General features: G+C 69.8%; 13 protein-coding genes, 1 tRNA gene and 1 pseudogene. 5 read left to right on the forward strand and 10 right to left on the reverse strand.

What is annotated here, in order from left to right; all coding sequences use genetic code 11:
- Window positions 1-93 precede the first annotated feature (93 nt).
- From ACIA5H_RS20725 to ACIA5H_RS20740, 4 genes are read right to left on the reverse strand one after another with little or no spacing between them, the layout of a single operon-like run.
- Entirely contained in the window at window positions 94-981 is an 888-nt protein-coding gene (locus tag ACIA5H_RS20725; RefSeq protein WP_397077094.1) for a dioxygenase, read from the reverse strand.
- On the reverse strand, window positions 978-2048 hold the full coding sequence (locus ACIA5H_RS20730; RefSeq protein WP_379254219.1) for a maleylacetate reductase: 1071 nt from the start codon (window positions 2046-2048) through the stop codon (window positions 978-980). The genes ACIA5H_RS20725 and ACIA5H_RS20730 overlap by 4 nt, the downstream gene beginning before the upstream one ends.
- Window positions 2045-2452 carry a nuclear transport factor 2 family protein gene (locus ACIA5H_RS20735; RefSeq protein WP_397077095.1) on the reverse strand — a complete coding sequence of 136 codons (408 nt, stop codon included), beginning with the start codon at window positions 2450-2452 and terminating at the stop codon, window positions 2045-2047. Before ACIA5H_RS20735 ends, ACIA5H_RS20730 begins: the two co-directional genes overlap by 4 nt.
- Window positions 2449-3339 (reverse strand): NAD(P)-dependent oxidoreductase, encoded by an 891-nt coding sequence (locus ACIA5H_RS20740; protein WP_397077096.1) that lies wholly within the window; start codon window positions 3337-3339, stop codon window positions 2449-2451. Before ACIA5H_RS20740 ends, ACIA5H_RS20735 begins: the two co-directional genes overlap by 4 nt.
- A gap of 469 nt (window positions 3340-3808) precedes the next feature.
- Between ACIA5H_RS20740 and ACIA5H_RS20745 the strand changes: the two genes are divergently transcribed.
- Window positions 3809-4558, forward strand: a complete 750-nt coding sequence (locus tag ACIA5H_RS20745; RefSeq protein ID WP_397077097.1) for a helix-turn-helix domain-containing protein — start codon at window positions 3809-3811, stop codon at window positions 4556-4558.
- 100 nt (window positions 4559-4658) lie between these two features.
- Here the strand turns inward: ACIA5H_RS20745 and ACIA5H_RS20750 are convergent.
- The 3 genes and pseudogenes from ACIA5H_RS20750 to ACIA5H_RS20760 all read right to left on the reverse strand — a co-directional run.
- Window positions 4659-4967, reverse strand: a pseudogene (locus ACIA5H_RS20750) (acetyl-CoA C-acyltransferase); the annotation flags it as partial.
- An 11-nt stretch (window positions 4968-4978) separates the two neighbouring features.
- On the reverse strand, window positions 4979-5608 hold the full coding sequence (locus ACIA5H_RS20755) for a TetR/AcrR family transcriptional regulator (protein ID WP_379254223.1): 630 nt from the start codon (window positions 5606-5608) through the stop codon (window positions 4979-4981).
- A gap of 59 nt (window positions 5609-5667) precedes the next feature.
- Window positions 5668-6552, reverse strand: coding sequence for a hypothetical protein (locus tag ACIA5H_RS20760; RefSeq protein ID WP_397077098.1), 885 nt, complete (start codon window positions 6550-6552; stop codon window positions 5668-5670).
- Between the two features lie 294 nt (window positions 6553-6846).
- Here ACIA5H_RS20760 and ACIA5H_RS20765 point away from each other — a divergent pair, with 294 nt between their 5' ends.
- A complete protein-coding gene (locus tag ACIA5H_RS20765; protein WP_397077099.1) occupies window positions 6847-7638 on the forward strand; it encodes a hypothetical protein in 792 nt (263 codons plus the stop codon).
- A 576-nt stretch (window positions 7639-8214) separates the two neighbouring features.
- Here the strand turns inward: ACIA5H_RS20765 and ACIA5H_RS20770 are convergent.
- Window positions 8215-8296 (reverse strand) — tRNA-Leu (locus ACIA5H_RS20770).
- 386 nt (window positions 8297-8682) lie between these two features.
- On the opposite strand from ACIA5H_RS20770, the gene ACIA5H_RS20775 reads away from it, so the two are divergent.
- The gene (locus ACIA5H_RS20775; RefSeq protein ID WP_397077100.1) at window positions 8683-18000 is read left to right on the forward strand and encodes a fatty acid synthase subunit beta domain-containing protein; all 9318 of its coding nucleotides are present in this window, start codon (window positions 8683-8685) and stop codon (window positions 17998-18000) included.
- 76 nt (window positions 18001-18076) lie between these two features.
- Window positions 18077-18514, forward strand: coding sequence for a holo-ACP synthase (locus tag ACIA5H_RS20780; protein WP_043721202.1), 438 nt, complete (start codon window positions 18077-18079; stop codon window positions 18512-18514).
- A 38-nt stretch (window positions 18515-18552) separates the two neighbouring features.
- On the opposite strand, the gene ACIA5H_RS20785 is transcribed toward ACIA5H_RS20780, so the two are convergent.
- A complete protein-coding gene (locus tag ACIA5H_RS20785; RefSeq protein ID WP_355075985.1) occupies window positions 18553-19173 on the reverse strand; it encodes a TetR/AcrR family transcriptional regulator in 621 nt (206 codons plus the stop codon).
- A 298-nt stretch (window positions 19174-19471) separates the two neighbouring features.
- On the opposite strand from ACIA5H_RS20785, the gene ACIA5H_RS20790 reads away from it, so the two are divergent.
- The gene (locus ACIA5H_RS20790; RefSeq protein WP_379254227.1) at window positions 19472-20698 is read left to right on the forward strand and encodes a hypothetical protein; all 1227 of its coding nucleotides are present in this window, start codon (window positions 19472-19474) and stop codon (window positions 20696-20698) included.
- A 59-nt stretch (window positions 20699-20757) separates the two neighbouring features.
- Here ACIA5H_RS20790 and bcp read toward each other — a convergent pair whose 3' ends face one another.
- Entirely contained in the window at window positions 20758-21231 is a 474-nt protein-coding gene (gene bcp, locus ACIA5H_RS20795; RefSeq protein ID WP_355075844.1) for a thioredoxin-dependent thiol peroxidase, read from the reverse strand.
- Window positions 21232-21367: the final 136 nt, after the last annotated feature.

Raw genomic sequence — 21367 nt, forward strand, 5'->3', positions numbered from 1 at the left:
AAAATCGTGTTCGCAGGGAATGAAGCCCGCCCTGCCGGGCAGATCCGGGATCCGCGTGCGCGGACGGCGCGGTGTGCGGCCCGCGATAGCCGGCTAGGAGCCGTCGTGGGCGGCCAGGACGAGGTCGAAGTCGATGCTCGTCCAGCCGCGTTCGGAACGGGTGCCATCGGGCGTGGGGTCGACGGCGTCGTGGCTCACGACGTCGACTACCAGGTTCTGCTTCACCCCGAACACCGCGTCACTGTCCAGGTACGGGTCGCCGGCGACGAAGATGTGGGTGATCAGGGTCCGGTATCCGGGTGCGGTGACCATGAAGTGCAGGTGGGCGGGCCGCATGGGGTCGCGGGCAGTGGCCGCGAGCAGGTCGCCGACCGGGCCGTCGTGCGGGATCGGATAGGGCGCGGGGAGAATCGAGCGGAAACGGTATTCGCCGTCGTGGCCGGACCGCAGCCAACCGCGACCCGCCGAGCGGCCGTCGGGATACGGGACGTCGTAGAAGCCGTCTTCGTCGGCCTCCCACACTTCGATGCGCGCACCCTCGATGGGGACGCCGGTGACCGAGCGCACCTGGCCGGACACATAGCAGGGGATTCCGGCCGCACCGCGGGCGATGTCACCGCCGAGCGGCACTTCAGGGGCTGTGTCGACGAAGAACGGGCCGAAGACTGTGGATTCGGTGGCTCCGGGTTCGCGCGGTTCGTTGATGGCGATGGTCAGCATCGACAGGCCGAGCACGTCGGAGAGCAAGATGAACTCCTGGCGGCGCTGGTCGGTGATGCGCCCGGTGCGGGTGAGGAAGCCGATGGCGACTTCCCACTCGCGTTCGCTGAGCCGCACGTCGCGGGCGAAGGCGTGCAGGTGCTCCACAAGGCTGTGCATGATCTCGCGCAGGCGGGGATCGGGGGTGGCGTCGAAGCTGGCCAGCACCTCCTCGGTGACGGCTTCCTCTCGGTCGGTGGTCAGAGTTCGGTCGATGCTCATGTGGTGTGCCTCGAAGGGTCGGATCCCGACCATGCGGCGTGCAGCAGGGCACGGAGGCCGGCAGGAGTGACGGGAGTGGGGTTGTCGGCGGGTGCGATCGCGAGGATGTCGTCGCCGACCGCGGCAATGTCGAGTTCGGTGACGCCGAGTTCGCATAATCCTTTGGGAATTTCGAGCTTCTCGCTGAGTTCGCGCAACGCGGTCACCGCGTCGGGGCGGGCGAGCGCGTTGGCGATCCGGTCTCCGGCCTGCGGCGCGTTGGGCAGGTTGTAGGCCAGCACGTACGGCAGGACGATGGCGTGTGTCTGCGCGTGGGGCAGATCGAACGCGCCACCCAGGACGTGGCAGATCTTGTGGTGCAGACCGGATCCGGCGACGGCGAACGCCGATCCTGCGAGGTAGGCGCCGAGCAGCAGTTCACCGCGTGCCGCGAGATCCGAGGGCGCGGCGTGGATGGTGGGTAATCCGTTGATCAGATGGCGAATACCGGCTTCGGCGACAGCACTCGAGATCGGGTTGCGCTGCGGCGCCCAGAACGCTTCGACGCAGTGGGCCATCGCGTTGAGACCGCTGGCGACCGAGAGGTCCACCGGGAGCGAAACAGTCAGTTCGGGGTCGTAGATCACCGTGCGGGGCAGGACCCGTTGATCGGTGCCGGTGGTCTTGCGGCCTCGATCGGTCAGCCCCCACACCGGCGTGACTTCCGAGCCCGCGTAGGTGGTTGGCACCGCGAGGATCGGCAGCCCGGTGGTCAGGGCGACGGCCTTGGCGGTTCCGGTGGTCGACCCGCCGCCGACCGACAGCACGAGATCGGCATGTTCGGCGGCGGCGCGGGCGCGTTCGGCGACCTCGGTGGGTACGTGCGGACGCACGTCGGTGAATGTCGCGATCACCCTGTCGGCGAACGGCGCGCACAACCGCGCCCCGATCACACCTTCCTGGCCAGTGCCGATGAGCAGGATCCGTTCGGCGCCGATACGGTCGATCTCGCCGAGCAGCTGGGTGCGCGCTGCGCCCGCACCGAAGACGACGCGGCCGGGCAACCCGTCGTAGGTGAAACTCGTCATCGGCGTTCACCCGCCGGGATGACGGTGGGCTGGAATGCGAGTAACAGCCATTCGTCGTTCTCGTACACCCAGACCGCGAGTACTCGGTTGGCCAGCGTCTTGCGGACGCCGGCGGCGGTGATCTCGGCGTGCATCTCACCGACGACGATCGCGGTGTCCGCGGCGACGACGACCCGTGTCACCGGGTGGTCGATGCGGTGGTAGCGGTAGTGACCGGTGCGGAGTTTCTCGAGGTAGCTGTCGCGGGTGTCGACCTCGGCGGTGGAATGGGTGTAGACGAGGTCGGGGTGGGCCAGCGCGGCGAAACGGTCGAACTCGCCGGTGAGGACCGCGGCGTAGCGCCGATCCTCGAGCTCCCGGATGGCGGTCGCGATGCTGGCAGCGGTCATGGTTGCGCCGGTCATGGGCGCGCTTCTGTCTGTTCGAGTTCGGAAGCGGTCGTGTGGTTCGGTTTCTCCGCGCGATCGCGCAGTGCGGTGAGTACTCGGGTCATGTCGGCCTCGGCGAGGCCGGCGTCCACGGCCTTGTCGAGGACGGACAGCGCCGCTTCAGAGCCGGGCAGGTCGAGCCCGTGTCGGTGGGCGAGGTCCAGTGCCAGACCGAGGTCTTTGCGGATGAGGGAGACCGGGGCCGCGACGGCGGTGGACTCCGGTGTGAGATACGTCTGGCGTTTGTAGCCGACGTACGGGGCTCCGGCGGCGCTGCCGCTCAGGATGTCGTAGAAGACACTGAGGTCGAGATCGGCGGCCTCGGCGATCAGCAGGCCTTCGGCGACAGCCTGGTTGAGCCCGGCCAGCACCGCGTTGACGGCGAGTTTGGCCGCCGAGCCCGCACCGACCGGGCCCGCGTGGAACTGGACCGCGGTCATCGCGGCCAGTACCGGACGGGCGCGCTCGAACTGTTCGGCCGACGCGCCGACCATCGTGGTGATGGACGCGGTCTCGGCCATGGAGACGCTGCCCGAGACCGGCGCGTCGATGAGTTGGAGGTGGGGCAGTTCGCCGAGTGCGCGCACGGCTTCGGGGCCGATGGTGCCCATCACGATGTGCAGGTGACCGGGCCGCGCGGCGCGCAGCACTTCGCTGACCACGGTGAAGGTGGAGGGACCGTCTGGCAGCATGCTGATCGACAGCGAGGCGGCGGTGAGGTCCTGCGCGGAGGCGACCGCGGTCGCCCCCTGCGGAGTCAGTCCGGGAACGGGGTCGTAGGCGAGGACGGAGTGGCCTGCCCGGACCAGATGCGTCGCCATCGGATGTCCCATACGACCCAGGCCGGCGAATCCGATCAGCATGACCGCCTCCCTCGTTCGGACATCGCGTGTCGCGCGAGCGGTGGCACGGCTGCCGTGGGGTGACGCGCTGCGAGGAAAGACATGGGTCTCCTTCGTCATCGGTGACCGGAATGGACGCACTCGTAAGAGTTATGTTCATTATCATGGAACAGAATTCCGCATAGTGTCAAGTGACACCAAACGTACTGGTTGATAGAAGGTAGCTATTAGATCGGAGGATTTCCGCCGTGTCGGACACTGGAAAGGACTTCTCGTCACTACGTAAACTGTTGTGCCGAAGCCAATTAGAGGCTTCAGCGGCCATGTTCGATGCGACTCGGTCCAGGACGGCGCAGACGCGGATGCCTCAGCGGCGATGTTGACGGACTGTTATGCCAGGCCGAACGCCGATCGCGCTGACATGCGAACGACCCGCATAGTGTTCACTGTGAATGAATGATCGAGGGCATCCGGATGAAAGGGTGAGCCGATGGAGGACAGGATCGGATCGGCGTTGCGGCAGGCTCGCCTCGAGCAGAAACTGAGTCTGCGCGGCTTGGCGGCCGCCGCAGGCATCTCGGCCAGCCAGCTCTCCCAGATCGAGACCGGCAAGTCCCAGCCCTCGGTGAGCACTCTCTACGCCCTGGTCACCCACCTCGGCGTCTCGCTCGACGAGTTGCTGGGGATCGGACAGACGCGCCCGGACGCCGACCGCACCGCAGAACCCCGCCGCCAATCCACGGGGGTCGTGCAGCGGGCCGCCGACAATCCGGTGTTGGAGATGGCAAACGGGGTCCGGTGGGAGCGGCTGGCGGTCGATCCGCGCGCCGACGTCGACGCACTGCTGGTGACCTATCAGCCGGGTGCGGCCAGTTCCGTCGACCGGACGATGATGCGCCACCAGGGAACCGAGTACGCCTACCTGCTCGCGGGTGAGTTGACGCTGCTGCTCGACTTCGACCGGCATCGTATCGCCGCAGGCGACTCGCTGTGCTTCGACTCCACCAGGCCGCACATGTATGTCAATCAGGGGGCCGAACCGGCTACGGGAGTGTGGTTCGTCTCCGGTCGCCACAATCCTGGTCCATCGCGGACTTGGGTCGCCGAACAACTCGGCGAGGCCGGAGCGCAGGCGTCCCCGCGGGTCACCAACGCCGTCGACGTGCTGAGCCTGCTCGGAGCGGTGGGCGCGCCGCCCGGCGAACGCGACACGGGGGTCGCGCAGCACGGGGACGCCTGAGCAACCCTCGCTCAGGCGAATCCGAGCAGGCAAGGGCCTTCTCGGTGGCGGGGATCGGTCCGATGCCCACGGTGGCGGGCGGAATTGCCACCGCCGCGGAGTTCTTGCCGCCCATGGTGATTCGATCGCGGGCGAGGTGGTCGTGCAGAGCCGCGCCTTCGCCTCGGACGCCCCATCGGATGTCGGTGGCGTAGAACTCGCTGCGGCTCATAGATTCCACGCCGCCAGCCAAGATGGGGTCGCTGTCACCGAAGCGCGTCTGCACGCGCACGTCGAGCACGGCCTGCAAACCCGATCCGCAGCGTCGATCCACCTGTTGACCGGGCACGATGACACCGCGGCCTGCGGCCAGCGGGGCGATCCGCCCGATCGCGGGGCCTCCCCGTTCGGGTTGAGCGCAGTCGCCGAATTGCCGGACCGTCAGCGGGACACCCCGTGCAGGATGAGCGTGTGCTCGATGCAGCGCGCGATGAATTCGTCGTCGAGCGCACCATCGACCACCAGAAGACGGAAATATATGGGGGCTGAGAGGGTTTCGAGTACTTCGCGGGGATCGACGTCCGACGGCAGCTCGCCGCGGTCGACGGCCCTGCCGATGACGTGCGCGGTTCGGTCGAAGCGGTCGACCCAGAAGCGTCGGCGCGCCTCGGCGACCTCGGGATCGGCCGACAGCGCGATGGTCGTGCCGAGCAGCCGCGCGATGCCGGGTCGCGAGATCAGGTGGGAGATCTGTTCGGCGAGTTGCCGGAGATCGCCGCGCAACGTCCCGGTATCGGGTGCGGGGTTGCCCGCCGCCGCCAATTCGGTGACGGTCTCGGCGATCAGGGTCGTGCGCGTGCCCCATCGCCGGTAGATCGTCGTTTCCGCGACTCCTGCCCTGGCGGCGACATCGCCGATGGTCAACCCCTCGATCCCGTGTTCGGCTACCTGCTCCAGGGTGGCGGTCAGTACCGCGTCGCGCACGCGCGCCGACCGTCCCCCGGTCCGCTTACGCGGGGCCGGGGGCGGTGACGATTCGTCGATGCTCGCGTCGCGTCCGCGCTGATCCATGCCCCTGTTCTACTCGATGCGCACCCTGCGATGGGCGGACCGGGCCGCGAACGGCTCGGTCAGCGCAGGTAGGCGGTGATCCAGTTGCCGAACTCGCAGGCCAGATGCCACTCGTGTTCGGCGATGTACAGGCCCGGAACGGCCGCCGGAAAGGCCACCGCGAGACGGCTCCGGAAGCCGCCGCCGGGCTCGTCGCGGAACTGGTGCCGCACGCCCCCGACGACAGTGCCATCGGCGAGTGCGGCGGTTCCGGCGACGGCGAGCGGATAGGCCGGGTCAGCGGAAACGGGAACTCCGGTCGAGTCGGCGTAGTCGACGAAGAAACGGCTGGCCAGGACCGCTCCACCGGTCACCTCGACGACTTCCTGACGTCCGTCCGCCAGGGTGGCGATGATGTAGTGGTCAGGGCACGCGTCGGTCCAGATCGCGCGCGCGTCGGTCGTGCGCGCGAGGCCGAACCATTGGACGAAACCCGCGGCGCTGCCTCGGTCGCTGACGATCTCGGTAGTCGAGATCGCCCATTGCCCGCCCGAGGCGGCGAGCGCGGTCCGCGTGGCCGCCTCGGAGGCGGCGAGTTCGGCGGCGAGCAGTTCCCGCAGTCCGTCCGAGCCGATCAGGGCGCGCGCCTTCGACAGGGCCGATCGCGCGGCGGCGATGTCGTCCACGGCGACGGCGAACCGACCGAGCAGGGAATCGAGCTCACCCCGCAACAGTCCGGCGAAGTCGGTCGACAGTCGCGCCGCCGCCACCGACAGTCGTCGACGCTCCCATTCCACGACCCCGGACGGCTCGACCGGCGCACCGCCGATGAAGGTCCGCAGCCCGGTTCCGAAGGCCGGGGACCCTGTATTCGCCCCCGCCGCGCCGCAGGCCAGGTACATCGCGGTCGCTGCGGTCGCGGCCGCTCCTGCGGTCCGGTTCATGAAGTTTCGCCTGGTCAGCATCGACCGATTCCTCTCGCCTGCCGCCCTGTTCGCGCGCGTCGACGACGTGCTCGAACGGGGATGAAATGTTAATGCAAGATGGACTTGCGTTAAGGTAGCATGGGTGACTCGGGTCACTCTGTCAACAGTTCCGGGACATTAAAGCTAGGAAAACTTGCGTTTGCAAGGGGGTGGGATTACGTTGACGCTGGTCTGCTCGGCGTTAGCCACCGTGCTTCCCGAGCGGGCGGACGTTGGTTCATCCCCCGCCGACGGGAAGTGGTCGGGACGGAAACGGAGAGGAAGGCGAGGCTCATGGGCGAGTCCATCGCGATTCGGACGTACATCGGCGGCGAGCAAGTCTCGCGGGAACAAGTACGAGCATGGGAAGCCCGCCGGGCCGCGGTGGTGTTGACCAAGCTCGCCCGTCGTCTGGGAGCGCGAGCCTTCGCCGAACTCGCGCCGGGAAAGCGTTTGGACGACCTGCTCGGCGCTCCGCTCGACGCGCAACGATCCGCGTTGACCTCGATGAAGACCCGCCTGGGTCACGCGGGCGTGTACGCCGCCCTCAGGCGTGACCTCGAGATCTCCGAGCGGATGACGCGCACCGGCGTCGCGCTCAGCCGGGGCCGCACCGAGCACGCCGTCACCCGCCTCGAGGTTCCCGGTTACAGCGCCGAACGATTCGCCGCCTGGTTCTCCGACCTCACCGCCACCAACGCCGAGACCGATATGGTCGACGCCTGCCCCGACCACTACCTCCTGCGCGGCCTCCCCGACGGCCGCCAGGAAGTCGTCGAAACCACCGGCGGGTCACCCCTCGCCACCCGATTTCTCGTCGACTACGGCAGAACCGAAGCGCTCACCATCCCCGCCGACCCCCGCTATCCCCAGCAGATCGCGGGCCGGGCCCTGCTCGACGACGGCCTCGTGATCGGCGGTGTACGACACCAATTCCTCGACCGCCGCGGAACGATGGAAGCGCTGCTGACCGTGCAGTTCCCGGCGAGTCTGCCCGCCCGGTTCATCCGCGAGCACCGATGGCACCTGGCGGTGGAATTCGGCAACTGGATCACCGCCGCCGCGCCCACAGCCTGCACGTCGTGAGCCGACTTCGGCTTGACGCCGATCCCTCCGCGGGCATGCAAATTGGAACATGCAGCGCTGCAACGCAGTACTGTCCGCAAATTTCGGTGCCCGTGTTGATGTGAGGCAGCCCGGCAACGGAGTCATCGGCGCACCTCCTCGAGCAGTCGCCGGCGGCCACGCACAACTCATCGAATGCGGTGAGGGGCAGTAGCCTTCCGGCATCGACCCGAGTCGGTTCCAGGTGAATGCTCGGCCCCGGTCGAGGGCGGCGACGGGGTGCTTGTCGAGGATGCGGCCTCGGTCTCCGGGCGTGCAGATTCCGTGGACGACATCGCCGTCGGCGGTACGAACCACGCGGTTCGTGACCTGCGGTCGGTGAACACGTTCCTGCAACGGCGACTGTGGCGGGATGACCGGCGCGATCACGGCTGACCACCACCGCCAGCAAACTTTTCGCAGAAGGCAAATGTGTCGCGATCCGGCACATGTGGCATGGATCGCGGCAGGTCAGAGCGTGTTCAGCTGGTCGACTCCGTGTGTGCGCCTGCGCTCCCACACGCGGCTCGGGAAGGTGTCACGACTGACGGGAATCTGTGCGCGAGAGGGGACTTGAACCCCTACGTCCGTGGACACCAGAACCTAAATCTGGCGCGTCTGCCAATTTCGCCACTCGCGCTTGATGGTACGACCGTCCAAACTCTACCGGGCCAATCGGTCATCGCGAAGCATTGGGTTGGCGTGGCGTACTCGTCAGTAACCTCACCTGGGATTATAACGATTTGGCAAACCTCAATGTGAGGGGCACTCATGTTTCGTACGTGTTGGTAACCCGATGGACCAGCGTGTTCAAACATGAGGCGGAGTCATGTTTATCACTATTCTGGTACGTACGTACTTAAATACTCTCTAGTAGTGGGCGCGCCCAGGGGCAAACGTGAGGATTTCCTCATGATTCTGTGTCATCCTCGCCCGTATCAGGCCGATCAACCGCGATCACTCGTGAACCGGTAGGGACCGGCGTGTCGCCGAGGCATGTCGCATGGAGAAGGAAGTCGAAGCGTCTTGACGATCAACGAGAGCACCAAGACCGAAGCCGGACAGAGCACGAAGGTGGCTGCCGCCGCCGGGAAGGCCGCGTCGGGCGGGGCGCGGTCGCCGCTGTTGGATCGTCTGCTCGGCGGCGTGCCGTACGCGCTCGCCTTCGGTGGGCAGGGTGCGCAGTGGCTGAGCGAGTTGGAGGAGATCGCGCGCGACAGTGCGCTGGAGCCGGAGCTGACCGCGCTGGTCAACGAGGCGGCGGCGCTGTTGGAGCCGGTCGCGGCGCAGTTGCTTGTGGTTCGTCCGGTCGGCTTCGACCCGATCGGCTGGATGCTGGAGAACGAACTCGCCGACGGTGACGAGGGCGAGATCTCCGCGGCCCCGTCCGACGCCGTACTGCGCTCGGCGGCGGTGTCCATGCCCGGTGTGCTGCTGACCCAGGTGGCGGCCGTGCGGGCGCTGCGGCTGCAAGGCTTGGATCCGGCCGAGCACGCGCCGGTCGCGATCGTCGGGCATTCGCAGGGTCTGCTCGCCGCCGCCGCGGTCGAAGCCGGTGGCGCCCGCGACGCGGAGCTGCTGGCGGTAGCCCAGATGGTCGGCGCCGCAGCGGGTTTGGTCGCGCGGCGGCGCGGGCTGATGCCGGTGGGCGAGCGCTCGCCGATGGTCGCGGTGTCCAATGTCGAGCCCGAGCAGCTCGGCGCCGTGGTGGCCGAGGTGTGTGACGGATCCGATCCCGCTGCGGCCGTGGTGGTCTCGATCCGCAACGGACGTCGGCGCGCGGTGCTGTCCGGGCCGCCCGCGCAGCTGGAGCGGGTGCGGCAGCGGTGCGCGCAGATCCACGACGAGCAGGCGCGCGAGCGCGACGCGAAGGTGCGCGGCGGCTCGGTGTTCGCTCCGGTCTTCGAGGACGTGGCCGTCGACGTGGCGTTCCACCACCCGGCGCTGGCCGACACCGTCGACCTGGTGAGCAGCTGGGCCGACCAGTGCGGCCTGGACAAGGAGCTGGCGGGCGAGCTGGCGCGGCAGATCCTGGTCGATCCGATCGACTGGGTGGCCGTCGTCGAGGGCGTGATCTCCGCGGGCGCGGAGTGGATCCTGGACCTGGGCCCGGGCGACCTGCTCTCCCGCGTCACGGGGGGCACGCTGAAGGGCACCGGCCTCGGCATCATCGCGGCCGCTACCCGCGCCGGACAGCGCAGCCTGCTCACCCCCGGTGCCGCGCCGGAGCCCGCGGCCCCGTGGTCTGCGTTCGCGCCGCGGCCGGTGCGGCTGCCCAACGGGCGCATCGTGGTCGAGACGGCCTTCACCAAGCTGACCGGGCGCTCGCCGATCCTGCTCGCGGGCATGACTCCGACCACGGTCGACGCGAAGATCGTCGCGGCCGCGGCGAACGCGGGCCACTGGGCGGAGCTGGCCGGCGGCGGGCAGGTGACCGAGCAGATCTTCGCCGACCGGGTGGCCGAGCTGCGGACGCTGCTGCACCCGGGGCGCTCGGTGCAGTTCAACTCCTTGTTCCTCGACCCCTACCTGTGGAAGCTGCAGCTGGGCGGTAAGCGACTGGTGCAGCGGGCCCGCACGGCAGGCGCCCCGTTCGACGGCGTCATCGTGACGGCGGGCATTCCCGAGCTGGAGGAAGCTGTCGCGCTGATCCAGGAACTCACCGAGGTCGGGATCAGCCACGTCGCGTTCAAGCCGGGCACGGTCGCCCAGATCCGGGCCGTGCTGCGCATCGCCGACGAGGTCCCGGACTACCCGGTGATCATGCACATCGAGGGCGGCAAGGCCGGTGGTCACCATTCCTGGGAGGACCTGGACGATCTGCTGCTGGACACCTACTCCGAGCTGCGCAACCGCGCCAACGTCGTGGTGTGCGTCGGCGGTGGCATCGGAACCCCCGAGCGCGCGACGGAGTACCTCACCGGCCAGTGGGCGGTCCGGCACGGCTACCCGGTGATGCCGCTGGACGGCGTGCTGGTCGGCACGGCGGCCATGGCCACGCTGGAGGCCACCACCGCGCCGGAGGTCAAGCAACTGCTCGTGGACACTCCCGGCACGCCCGACTGGGTCGGTGCGGGCACCGCGTCCGGCGGCATGGCCTCGGGCCGCAGCCAGCTGGGCGCCGACATCCACGAGATCGACAACGCCGCTTCGCGCACCGGCCGACTGCTGGACGAGGTCGCGGGCGACGCGGAGGCGGTCGCGGCGCGTCGCGACGAGATCATCGCGGCGCTGAACGCCACCGCCAAGCCGTACTTCGGCGACCTGGCCACCATGACCTACCAGGACTGGCTGGAGCGCTACGTCGAGCTCGCGGTCGGGTTGGACCGGCGCAAGGACTTCGACTGCGGCAGCGACCTGGGCGACGCGATCGCCGAGGCGACGCGTTCGGTGTGGCTGGACATCACCTGGCGGGACCGGTTCGCGGAGATGGTGCGCCGCACCGAATCCCGGCTGCACCCGGCCGACCGCGGCGAGATCCCCACGCTGTTCGCGAGTGACGACGACTTCGAGAACCCGGTCGCGGCGCTGTGCGCCTTGAAGGACGCCTACCCCGCCACGGCGCAGACGCTGCTGCACCCGGCCGACGTCCCGTTCTTCATCGCGTTGTGCAAGACCCCGGGCAAGCCGGTGAACTTCGTGCCCGTCGTGGACGGCGACGTGCGTCGCTGGTGGCGCTCGGATTCGCTGTGGCAGGCGCACGATCCGCGCTACTCGGCCGATCAGGTGTGCGTCATCCCCGGCACGGTCGCGGTCGCGGGCATCACCCGGGTCGACGAGCCGGTCGGCGAACTGCTCGACCGCTTCGAACAGGACACGGCGTACTCCCTGGTGCGCGCGGGCGTGGCGCCAACCCCGGTGGACGCGCGTCGCACGGCGGGCGTCACGAGCGGCCCGATCGACGCCGTGCTGGCCGCCCCGGACGTGCAGTGGGCCGGACGCACCGCGATCAGCCCGGTGCACCGGCTCGGTGACCTGTCCGAGTGGGTCGTCGACGGCAAGGGCGCGGTGCATCCGCCCACCGGCGCGACGCTGGTCGAGACCCCAGGCGCAGAGCCGGAGCACGCCTACGTGGAGCTGACCGTCCCGCTGCTGGCGGGCAACGCGGTGCGCATCCGGATCACCGTGCCGACCTCGGTCTACAACGGCGGCGCCCCGGTCGTCACCGAGGCCGACGCCGACGAGGCCATGGCCGCGCTGCTCGCGGTCGCCGCGGGCCAGGATCTGCCCGAGGTAAAGGGCAAGGTCGCCCACGTGAATCTGGCCTGGACGCCGGATCTCATCGCCGATCACGCCGGGGTCACCGGCTCCGGCCTGCCCGCCACGCTGAGCACGCTCGGCCGCACCGTGCCGGACGTGCTGGTCGGCGCGTGCTGGCCCGCCGTGTTCGCGGTGCTCGGCGCGACCCGCACCGCGAAGGGCGAGAGCGTCATCGAGGGCATGCTCGACCTGGTGCACCTGGACCACCAAGTGCACCTCGCCGGTGCGCTGCCCGCCGAGACCAGTGTGCTGGCGGTGCGCGCGGAGGCCGGTGAGACCGTCGACACCGACCTGGGCCGGGTCGTCGAGGTGCACGTGCGGATCACCGCCATGCTGGACAAGCCCGAGACCGGGATGTCGATGCCGGTGCTGGCCACCCTCACCGAGCGGTTCGCGATCCGCGGGCGCAACGGCGCGGGCGAACTGGCCGATCCGCCGCGCGCGGCTGGCACGGTGTCCGACGCGGCCACCGACACCCCGCGCAGGCGTCGCCGCGACGTCACGATCGTGGCTCCGCGCACCATGCACGCCTTCGCCGCCGTCTCCGGCGACCACAACCCGATCCACACCAGCGATGCCGCGGCGAAGCTCGCCGGGCTCGGCAGCCCGATCGTGCACGGCATGTGGCTGTCGGCGGCCGCGCAGCACGTCGTGTCGGCGGTCGATCCCACGAGTTCGGTACCCGCGCGGACGGTGACCGCGTGGACCACCCGGTTCCTCGGCATGGTCCGTCCCGGGGCGCAGATCGATGTGCGCGTCGAGCGGGTAGCGCTCGACGCGGGCAGCGAGGTCGTCGAGGTCTCTTGCCGCGCCGAAGGCGAGCTGGTGATGACCGCGACCGGTCGCACCGTGGCGCCGAAGACCGTCTACGCCTTCCCCGGACAGGGCATCCAGCGCAAGGGGATGGGGCTGGACGCCCGCTCGCGGTCGAAGGCGGCCAAGGAGATCTGGGACCGCGCGGACAAGCACACCCGTGCGGCGCTCGGCTTCTCGATTCTCGCCGTGGTGCGCGACAATCCGACCTACCTGAAGGCGCGCGGCGTCGAACACCGCCACCCGGACGGCGTGCTGCACCTGACCCAGTTCACCCAGGTCGCCATGGCGACCCTCGGCGTCGCCCAGGTGGCGGAACTGCGCGAGTCCGGTGCGTTCGTCGAGGGCGCGCTGCTCGCGGGCCACTCGGTGGGCGAGTACAACGCGCTCGCAGCCGTCGCCGGAGTGCTGCCGCTGGAGGCGGTGCTCGAGGTCGTGTTCCAGCGCGGTTCCGCGATGCACGAGCTGGTGCCGCGGGATGCGCAGGGACGCAGCGACTATCGGATGGCTGCGATCCGGCCCTCACAGATCGGATTGCCCGACGCGGAGGTCGTCGGCTTCGTCAAGGAAGTCGGCGATCGGGTCGGGGAATTCCTCGAGGTGGTCAACCTGAACCTGCGCGGTTCGCAGTACGCGATCGCGGGCACGGTCGCCGGGCTGGACGCGCTGGAGCAGGAGATCGACCGTCGTCGCGCCGAATTCGGCGGCAAGCGGGCGTTCATCCTGGTCCCCGGCATCGACGTGCCGTTCCACTCGACGGTGCTGCGCAAGGGCGTTCCGGAGTTCCGGCAGAAGCTCGAGCAGCTGCTGCCGGTGGATCTGCGCCCGGAGACCTTGATCGGCCGCTACATCCCGAACCTGGTGCCGAGGCTGTTCACACTCGAGCGGGCGTTCGTGCAGGAGATCGCGGACCTGGTGCCGTCCGAACCGCTCGCGGAGGTGCTGGCCGACTTCGACAGCTGGGCCGCCCGGCCGACCGAGTTGTGCCGCGTGGTGCTGATCGAGTTGCTCGCGTGGCAGTTCGCCAGCCCGGTGCGCTGGATCGAGACCCAGGACCTGCTGTTCACCGACCCCGCACAGGGCGGCCTCGGTATCGAGCGGTTCATCGAGATCGGTCTCGGCGCGACGCCGACGGTGGCCAACCTGGCCAGCCAGACGTTGAAGCTGCCCGCGTTCGGCGGAGCCAAGGTGGAAGTGCTCAACATCGAGCGCGAGGCGGCGATCGTCTACGCGACCGACACCGATCCCGCCCCGGTCGACGAGCCGGTGGAGGAGTCTGCCGCCGCAGCGGCTCCGGCAGCGGCCGTCGCCGCCGCCCCCGTGGCCGCGCCCGCCCCGAGTTCGGGCGGCCCGCGTCCGGACGACATCGCGTTCACCGCCGCCGACGCCACGCGCGTGCTGATCGCGCTGTGGACCAAGTTGCGGCTGGACCAGATCGGCCCGGTGGACACCATCGAGGGCCTGTGCGACGGCGTTTCCTCCCGGCGTAACCAGCTGCTGGTCGACCTCGGCTCCGAGCTCTCACTCGGCGCGATCGACGGCGCGGCCGACGCCGACATGGGTGCGTTGTCCGCGACGGTGGAGCGGCTCGCCCGTACCTACCGTCCGTTCGGCACGGTGCTCACCGACGCCATCGGCGACCATCTGCGCAAGGTGTTCGGGCCCTCCGGCAAGCGTCCGGCCGCCATCGCGGACCGGGTCAAGAAGGTCTGGGAACTCGGTGACGGGTGGGCCAGCCACGTGACCGCCGAGGTGTCGCTCGGCACCAGGGAAGGCACCAGCGTGCGTGGTGGCGACCTGGGCGGCCTGGTCTCCGGCGCGCTGGGCGACGCCGCCTCGGTCGACGCGGCCATCGATGCCGCCGTGCAGGCCGTCGCGGCCCGTCGCGGTGTCGCGGTGTCGCTGCCCTCGGCGGGCGGCGGTGGCGGTGCGACCGTCGACGCCGCCGCGCTGGGCGAGTTCACCGAGCAGATCACCGGACGCGACGGCGTGCTCGCCACGGCCGCGCGCGTCGTGCTGGAACAGCTCGGACTGTCCGAGCGCGTCTCCGCGCCGGAAGCGACCGACAACTCCCTGGTCGATCTGGTGTCGGCCGAACTGGGTTCGGACTGGCCGCGTCTGGTGGCGCCCGCGTTCGACGCCCGCAAGGCGGTGCTGCTGGACGACCGGTGGGCCACGGCGCGCGAGGACTTGGCCCGGCTGTGGCTCGCCGACGACGCCGGCAGCGCGAACGGACCGGTCACCGGGTTCATCGGTGCGGGAGAAGCCGTTGCGGCGCAGGCGAACTGGTGGCGGCAGCGGGCGATGCACGAAGCGCGCTCGGTGCTGGCCGGCCTGTACGAGCGCATCGCCGAGGCGGCGCTGAGCACGGAGGAGCCCGGGCTGTGGTCCTCCGACATCGCGGTGATCACCGGCGCCAGCAAGGGATCCATCGCCGCGGCGACGACCGGCAGGCTGCTCAGCGGTGGCGCCACGGTCGTGGTCACCACCTCGTCGCTGAACGACGAACGCCTCGCCTTCTACCGGAAGCTCTACCGCGACAACGCCCGTCACGGCGCGGCTCTGTGGGTGGTGCCCGCCAACATGGCGTCCTACCAGGACGTCGACGCCCTGATCGACTGGATCGGCACCGAGCAGGTCGACAGCGCGGGCGGCGCGAAGATCAAGGTCAAGGACGCGATGACGCCCACGCTGCTGCTGCCGTTCGCGGCGCCGCGGGTGGCCGGTGACCTCGCGGACGCGGGCGCGCGCGCCGAAATGGAGATGCGCGTGCTGCTCTGGTCGGTCGAACGGCTGATCGGCGGGCTGTCCAAGCTGGGCGCCGATCACGACGTGGACGCGAAACTGCACGTAGTGCTGCCGGGTTCGCCCAACCGCGGCATGTTCGGCGGCGACGGCGCCTACGGCGAGTCGAAGGCGGCGCTGGACGCGGTGGTCGCCAAGTGGCGGGCCGAGAAGTCGTGGTCGACCCGGGTCACCCTGGTGCACGCGCTGATCGGCTGGGTGCGCGGCACCGGCCTGATGGGCCACAACGACCCGATGGTCGAGGCGGTCGAGAAGGCGGGTGTGCAGACCTGGTCCACCGCGGAGATGGCCGACGAGTTGCTCAAGTGGTGCACCTCGCGGGCCCGCCAGGTGACCGCGACCGGCCCGCAGCAGATCGACCTGACCGGTGGGTTGGCCAGGGCCAAGCTGGACCTGCCCGCGCTGGCCAAGCAGGCCGCGGAGCAGGCGGAGGCGGAGACCGACGCGGACGCGGGCCGCACGATCGCCGCGCTGCCGGCGCCGCCGACCGTGACCTCCGCGCTGCCGGTGCCCGAGTGGGGCGAGGTGACGGTGGATCCGGCCGACATGGTGGTCATCGTCGGCGCGGGCGAGCTGGGCCCGTACGGCTCGGCGCGCACCCGCTTCGAGATGGAGGTCTCCGACGAGCTGTCGGCGGCGGGCGTGCTGGAACTGGCTTGGACCACCGGCATGGTCACCTGGGAGAACGACCCGAAGCCGGGGTGGTACGACGCCGCGTCCGGTGACTACGTCCCCGAGCACGAGCTGGCCGAGCGTTACCACGACGCCGTGGTCGCCCGTTGCGGTGTGCGCCGCTACGAGGACGACGGCGTCATGACCGACAACTCGGCCCCGCTGATGACCTCGGTCTTCCTCGACCAGGACCTGTCGTTCACGGTGGGCGGCGAGGCCGAGGCGCGTGCCTTCCACGCCGCCGATCCGGAGCACACGGTGATCACACCGGTCGCGGACTCCGGCGACTGGACGGTGACGCGCCGAGCGGGCACGGAGATCCGCGTGCCGCGCCGGGCCAAGCTCTCGCGCACCGTCGGCGGCCAGATCCCGACCGGCTGGGACCCGACCATCTGGGGCATCTCGCCCGATATGGCCGCTTCGGTGGACCGGGTCGCGCTGTGGAACATCGTCTGCACGGTCGACGCGTTCATCGGCTCCGGGTTCAGCCCCGCTGAGCTGATGAGCTGGGTGCACCCCTCGCTGGTCGCCAACACGCAGGGCACCGGCATGGGCGGCATGTCCTCGATGCGCTCGCTGTACATCGACAACCTGCTCGGTGAGTCGCGCCCGAACGACATCCTGCAGGAGGCGCTGCCGAACGTGGCGCTGGCGCACGTGGTGCAGTCCTACGTCGGCAGCTACGGCGCGATGGTGCACCCGGTGGCGGCCTGCGCTACCGCCGCGGTGTCGGTCGAGGAGGGCGTCGACAAGATCCGGCTCGGCAAGGCCGATCTGGTCGTGGCAGGCGGCTACGACGATCTCGGTATCGAGGGCATCGTCGGCTTCGGTGACATGTCGGCCACCGCGGATTCCGCGGCCATGAGCGCCAAGGGCATCAGCGACCGGTACTTCTCCCGCGCCAACGATCGCCGCCGCGGCGGGTTCATCGAATCGCAGGGCGGCGGCACGGTCCTGCTGGCGCGCGGCAGCGTCGCGCTGGAGATGGGCCTGCCGGTGCTGGGCGTGGTGGCCTACGCGCAGTCCTTCGCCGACGGCGTGCACACGTCCATCCCTGCTCCGGGTCTGGGCGCGCTGGGCGCCGGTCGTGGCGGGACGGAATCCCGGCTGGCGACCGAACTGCGCAAGCTCGGCGTCACCCCGGACGAGATCGCGGTGGTGTCCAAGCACGACACCTCGACGGCCGCCAACGACCCGAACGAGTCGGAACTGCACGAGCGGCTCGCGACGGCCATCGGGCGCTCGGACGGCGCTCCGCTGTTCGTCGTCTCGCAGAAGACCCTCACCGGGCACGCGAAGGGCGGGGCGGCCGCATTCCAGCTCATCGGCCTGTGCCAGGTGCTGGAGCAGGGCGTCATCCCGCCGAACCGCAGCCTCGACTGCGTCGACGAGAAGATGCTGGCCTTCCCGCACCTGGTGTGGCTGCGCGAACCGCTGCGGCTGGGCGGGCGCCTTCCGCTGAAGGCGGGTCTGGTCACCTCGCTCGGCTTCGGCCACGTGAACGGTCTGCTGGCGATCGTGCACCCGGAGGCGTTCATCCAGGCCATCGAGCCGGGACGGCGCGAGGAGTACCAGCGCACGGCGCAGGAGCGTCAGCTGACCGGCCGCCAGCGGTTCGTGGAGGCGATGTGCGGCGGCGCGCCGCTGTACGAACGTCCCGCGGATCGCAGGCTCGGCGGGGAGGGCACCCCGTCCCAGCGGGCGCGTCAGCTGGAGGCCGACGTGCTGCTCTCGCCGGAGGCGCGCCTGGATCAGGACGGCGCCTACCGCGCGAAGGGCATCGGATGCGCGTAACCGGAAGCGCGGCGGGGCAACTCGCCGCGCCGGGTCCGTGCGCGGGCTCGCCGAGGACGTCGTAGGCTGGCCGCCTATGACGATCCTCGGTATCGGCTTGGACTTGGTGACCATCTCCGAGTTCGCCGAACAGCTCGAACGCGCCGGAACGACGATGCTCCGGGAAAGTTTCACCGCGGGTGAGCGGCGCTACTGCCAGAGCAAAGGGACCGATCCGGCGCGCAGCTACGCGGCGCGGTGGGCGGCGAAAGAGGCGGTGCTCAAAGCATGGGCGTCGTCGCGGTTCGCCCGCCGCCCGCAGATCGGGGACAACCCCTATCCGCTGATCGAGGTGGTCAACGACGCGTGGGGCAGGCCGAGCATCAAGCTGCACGGCCTGGCCGCCGAATTCCTGCCCCGGGTAAGGGTTCACCTGTCGCTGACCCACGACGGCGACACCGCCGCCGCGATGGTGGTGCTGGAGGACCCGGGCGAGCTGGCCGACCTCATCGAAGGCCGCGACAGCGCCGGTTGAGTCGCGCGGTTGGTCCCGGTTCCGGCCGGGACCACCACTTATTTTTGGCCGCCGGTCCGCGATTCCTTTTCCGCGACCAGCAGGTAGGCGACCATCAGCCGCTTGAGTTCGGCGACCGCTTCGGCGCTGCTCTGCTCGTCCTGCACGGAGAAGTTGAGCATCGAATAGACCACGTGCACCAGCACTTCGGCCATCATGGTGCGCCGTGCCCGCGGGGTGCGCGGCGTGAGTGGCCGCAGCATCTGCGACACGACCTCGGCGAACTGCTTCTCGTGGATCGCCCCGGTGGCCCGGGTGGACGGCGTGGACTGCATAGCCAGCCACACCTCCCGCCGGGACGGGTCGGTCATCCAGAGGTTGGCCAGGTGGTCGACGAACTGATTCATGTGCCGCAACCAGTCCAGCGAGGGAATCTCGCCGTGGAAGTCGGCCAGCTCCTGGGAAACGGCAACCAGATCTTGGCGATTCAGCTCACAGACGATGACGTACTTGTTGGCGAAGAACTGGTACAGCGTGCCGATCGGCACCTCCGCCCTGGCCGCCACCTCCTCGCAGGTGAACGACTCGAACCCGACCTCGACGAGCAGCTCCCTGGACGCCTGGAGTAAGGCGTCGAACTTTCGTTTGCTGCGTTCCTGCGTCGGCCGGCGTCGCGGCATGAGCTCCTGTGGGTCGTCCTGCAGCTCCAACGCAGGGTCCAGACGGTGCTTCACCCTGGCCTCCGCGCGTACTTCCACGCATCCAGGCTAACGGTAGGGACAAGCGTGCGATACGCGCATCCGCCGTTCGCGTCCAGCTGACTTGATTTCCGCTACCCATCCGTAACCGATGCGGCATCGAACATATACCGAGCGCGCGTGCATCGCGACGTGTGTTCCGAGCAGGGGAATCCATGGGGCTCATGGCTTTCGGCAAGCCCGTGAGCTCGGTCAATGCACAGAGGGGAAGGCGTGATCAGTGGTAGCTGAATCTGTGGTGACTCTCGGCGTTTCGACCGAACGCGGTGCCGTGCACGCGGTAGCGCTCGCCGACGGCAGGAAGCTGGCCGATCGGGTGCTGCTGCGCCGGATCGAGCGAACGGACGGCGACAGCAAGGCGGACGTGGCCGAGGCGGTCGAGACCGCGCTGGACGCCCTGGCCGCCGGGCTGGGCTCGGAGCGGGAAGTCGGTGGCGTGGCCGTCGCCTATCGGGACGCCGCGGAGCGGCGCGCCATCGTGACCCGGCTGGCGGCAGGCCCGTGGCACAGCGCCTCGATGGTCTCGGTGAAATCGGCCCACCTGAGCGTGGCGAGCATGATGACGTGGCTCGACGCCTACGACAACTTGCTGGTGTGCGAGGTGGTGCCCGGGTACCACGCGTTCACCCTGGTCGACCGGGGCCGCCGTCGGGTGCTCGCCGCCGTGGGGCAGGCGGGCCGGGCGACGCCCCGGTCGCTGGGCATCGGCGTCACGGCGGCGTGGGATCAGCTGGACGCGGCCGGCGCGCGGCCGGACGCGGTGGCGCTGATCGGCTCGGCGGGCGCGGGCTCGGCGGTGCTGGCGGCGGTCGAGAAATTCGGGGCTCCGGTGATCCCCTGCACCGTAGGCGCTTTCGCGTCCGCCGCGGGCGCGGCGTTGAGCGCCCGGCTGGAGCAGGACAGCTACGTCGGGCCGGTGAGCGAGTCGAGTCGGGCGCGCGGCGGCGTCGCGGTGTTCGCCGCGGCTGGTGTGCTGGCCAGCGGAATGGTCGTCGGCGGGAGCTATCTGCTGAACGATTCCGCGCAGCCGACGCCGACCGTCGTGGCGGACGCCCGGATCGAGGGCGCAGGCGCGACGCATTCGGTAGAGCCGGTCCGTCCCGCGGACACCGAGGCGGACGAGTCGTTCGACGGGCCGCGGGGCGGCGACGCCACCACGACCGGAGTGTGGCTTCCGGACCAGCGCGGGGGGCTCGCCCCGCGGCATCGTCCGTTGCCGTTGGTCGCCGCAGACGCGACAACCGGGCCGGAGACGGAAACCCCGGAGCCGCTCCTGCCGGGGACCGGGGTCCCGACCGATCGCAAGGTGGGCGCACCCGACGCCGCGTTGCTGTTCCCCGGTGAGGCCCCACCACCCGCCGTGTTCACCCCGGAAGCCGCGGACTGGTGGGACGAGCACCTTCGCCTGATGGCGCAGTGGGCAGCCCAGCAGGTGTGGCAGGTCTGATCCGATCCACCCGACTTCGGCCCGGCGCCCCTGCGGCGCCGGGCTTTTCGTTGCCCGCGCTACACCGACAGATCGCGGCGCAACTTGGCGACGTGGCCGGTGGCGCGGACGTTGTACTGCGCGACGGCGATCTTGCCCGCTTCGTCCACCAGGAAGGTCGAGCGGATGACGCCGACGACCGTCTTGCCGTACATGGTCTTCTCTCCGTACGCGCCCCACGCGGTGAGCACGGCGCGATCGGGATCCGACAGCAGCGGGAAGGTCAGCCGTTCCGCGTCGCGGAATTTGGCCAGCTTGGCGGGCTTGTCCGGTGAGATGCCGACGACGTCGATGCCCGCGCCGTCCAGGTCGGCCAGGTTGTCGCGGAAGTCGCAGGCTTGCTTGGTGCAGCCGGGCGTGCTCGCGGCGGGGTAGAAGTACACGATCACCTTGCGACCTCGGTAGTCCGACAGCGAGACGTCCTTGCCGTCGGCGTCGGGAAGCGTGAAGTCGGGGGCGGTGTCGCCCGGGGAGAGTCGTTGGTTGGTGGTCACCTTCTGCACGGTATCCGAAGGTTCCGACCGGAGATCCGCGCGCGGCCGGATAGCGGCGCGTGGCGGCGGATAGACTCGTCCGCGAGCCCCGGGTGCTCCGCGAACGGCCGAGCGTGCGGTGCGATTCGTGCACCGG

This window comes from Nocardia sp. NPDC051900 (genome assembly GCF_044452545.1).
Classification (GTDB): Bacteria; Actinomycetota; Actinomycetes; order Mycobacteriales; family Mycobacteriaceae; genus Nocardia; species Nocardia sichangensis.

Coding starts and splice junctions, on each gene's coding strand:
- ACIA5H_RS20725 (WP_397077094.1), bottom strand. CDS start 981: ATGAGCATCGACCGAACTCTGACCACCGACCGAGAGGAAGCCGTCACC.
- ACIA5H_RS20730 (WP_379254219.1), bottom strand. CDS start 2,048: ATGACGAGTTTCACCTACGACGGGTTGCCCGGCCGCGTCGTCTTCGGT.
- ACIA5H_RS20735 (WP_397077095.1), bottom strand. CDS start 2,452: ATGACCGGCGCAACCATGACCGCTGCCAGCATCGCGACCGCCATCCGG.
- ACIA5H_RS20740 (WP_397077096.1), bottom strand. CDS start 3,339: ATGCTGATCGGATTCGCCGGCCTGGGTCGTATGGGACATCCGATGGCG.
- ACIA5H_RS20745 (WP_397077097.1), top strand. CDS start 3,809: ATGGAGGACAGGATCGGATCGGCGTTGCGGCAGGCTCGCCTCGAGCAG.
- ACIA5H_RS20755 (WP_379254223.1), bottom strand. CDS start 5,608: ATGGATCAGCGCGGACGCGACGCGAGCATCGACGAATCGTCACCGCCC.
- ACIA5H_RS20760 (WP_397077098.1), bottom strand. CDS start 6,552: ATGCTGACCAGGCGAAACTTCATGAACCGGACCGCAGGAGCGGCCGCG.
- ACIA5H_RS20765 (WP_397077099.1), top strand. CDS start 6,847: ATGGGCGAGTCCATCGCGATTCGGACGTACATCGGCGGCGAGCAAGTC.
- ACIA5H_RS20780 (WP_043721202.1), top strand. CDS start 18,077: ATGACGATCCTCGGTATCGGCTTGGACTTGGTGACCATCTCCGAGTTC.
- ACIA5H_RS20785 (WP_355075985.1), bottom strand. CDS start 19,173: ATGCCGCGACGCCGGCCGACGCAGGAACGCAGCAAACGAAAGTTCGAC.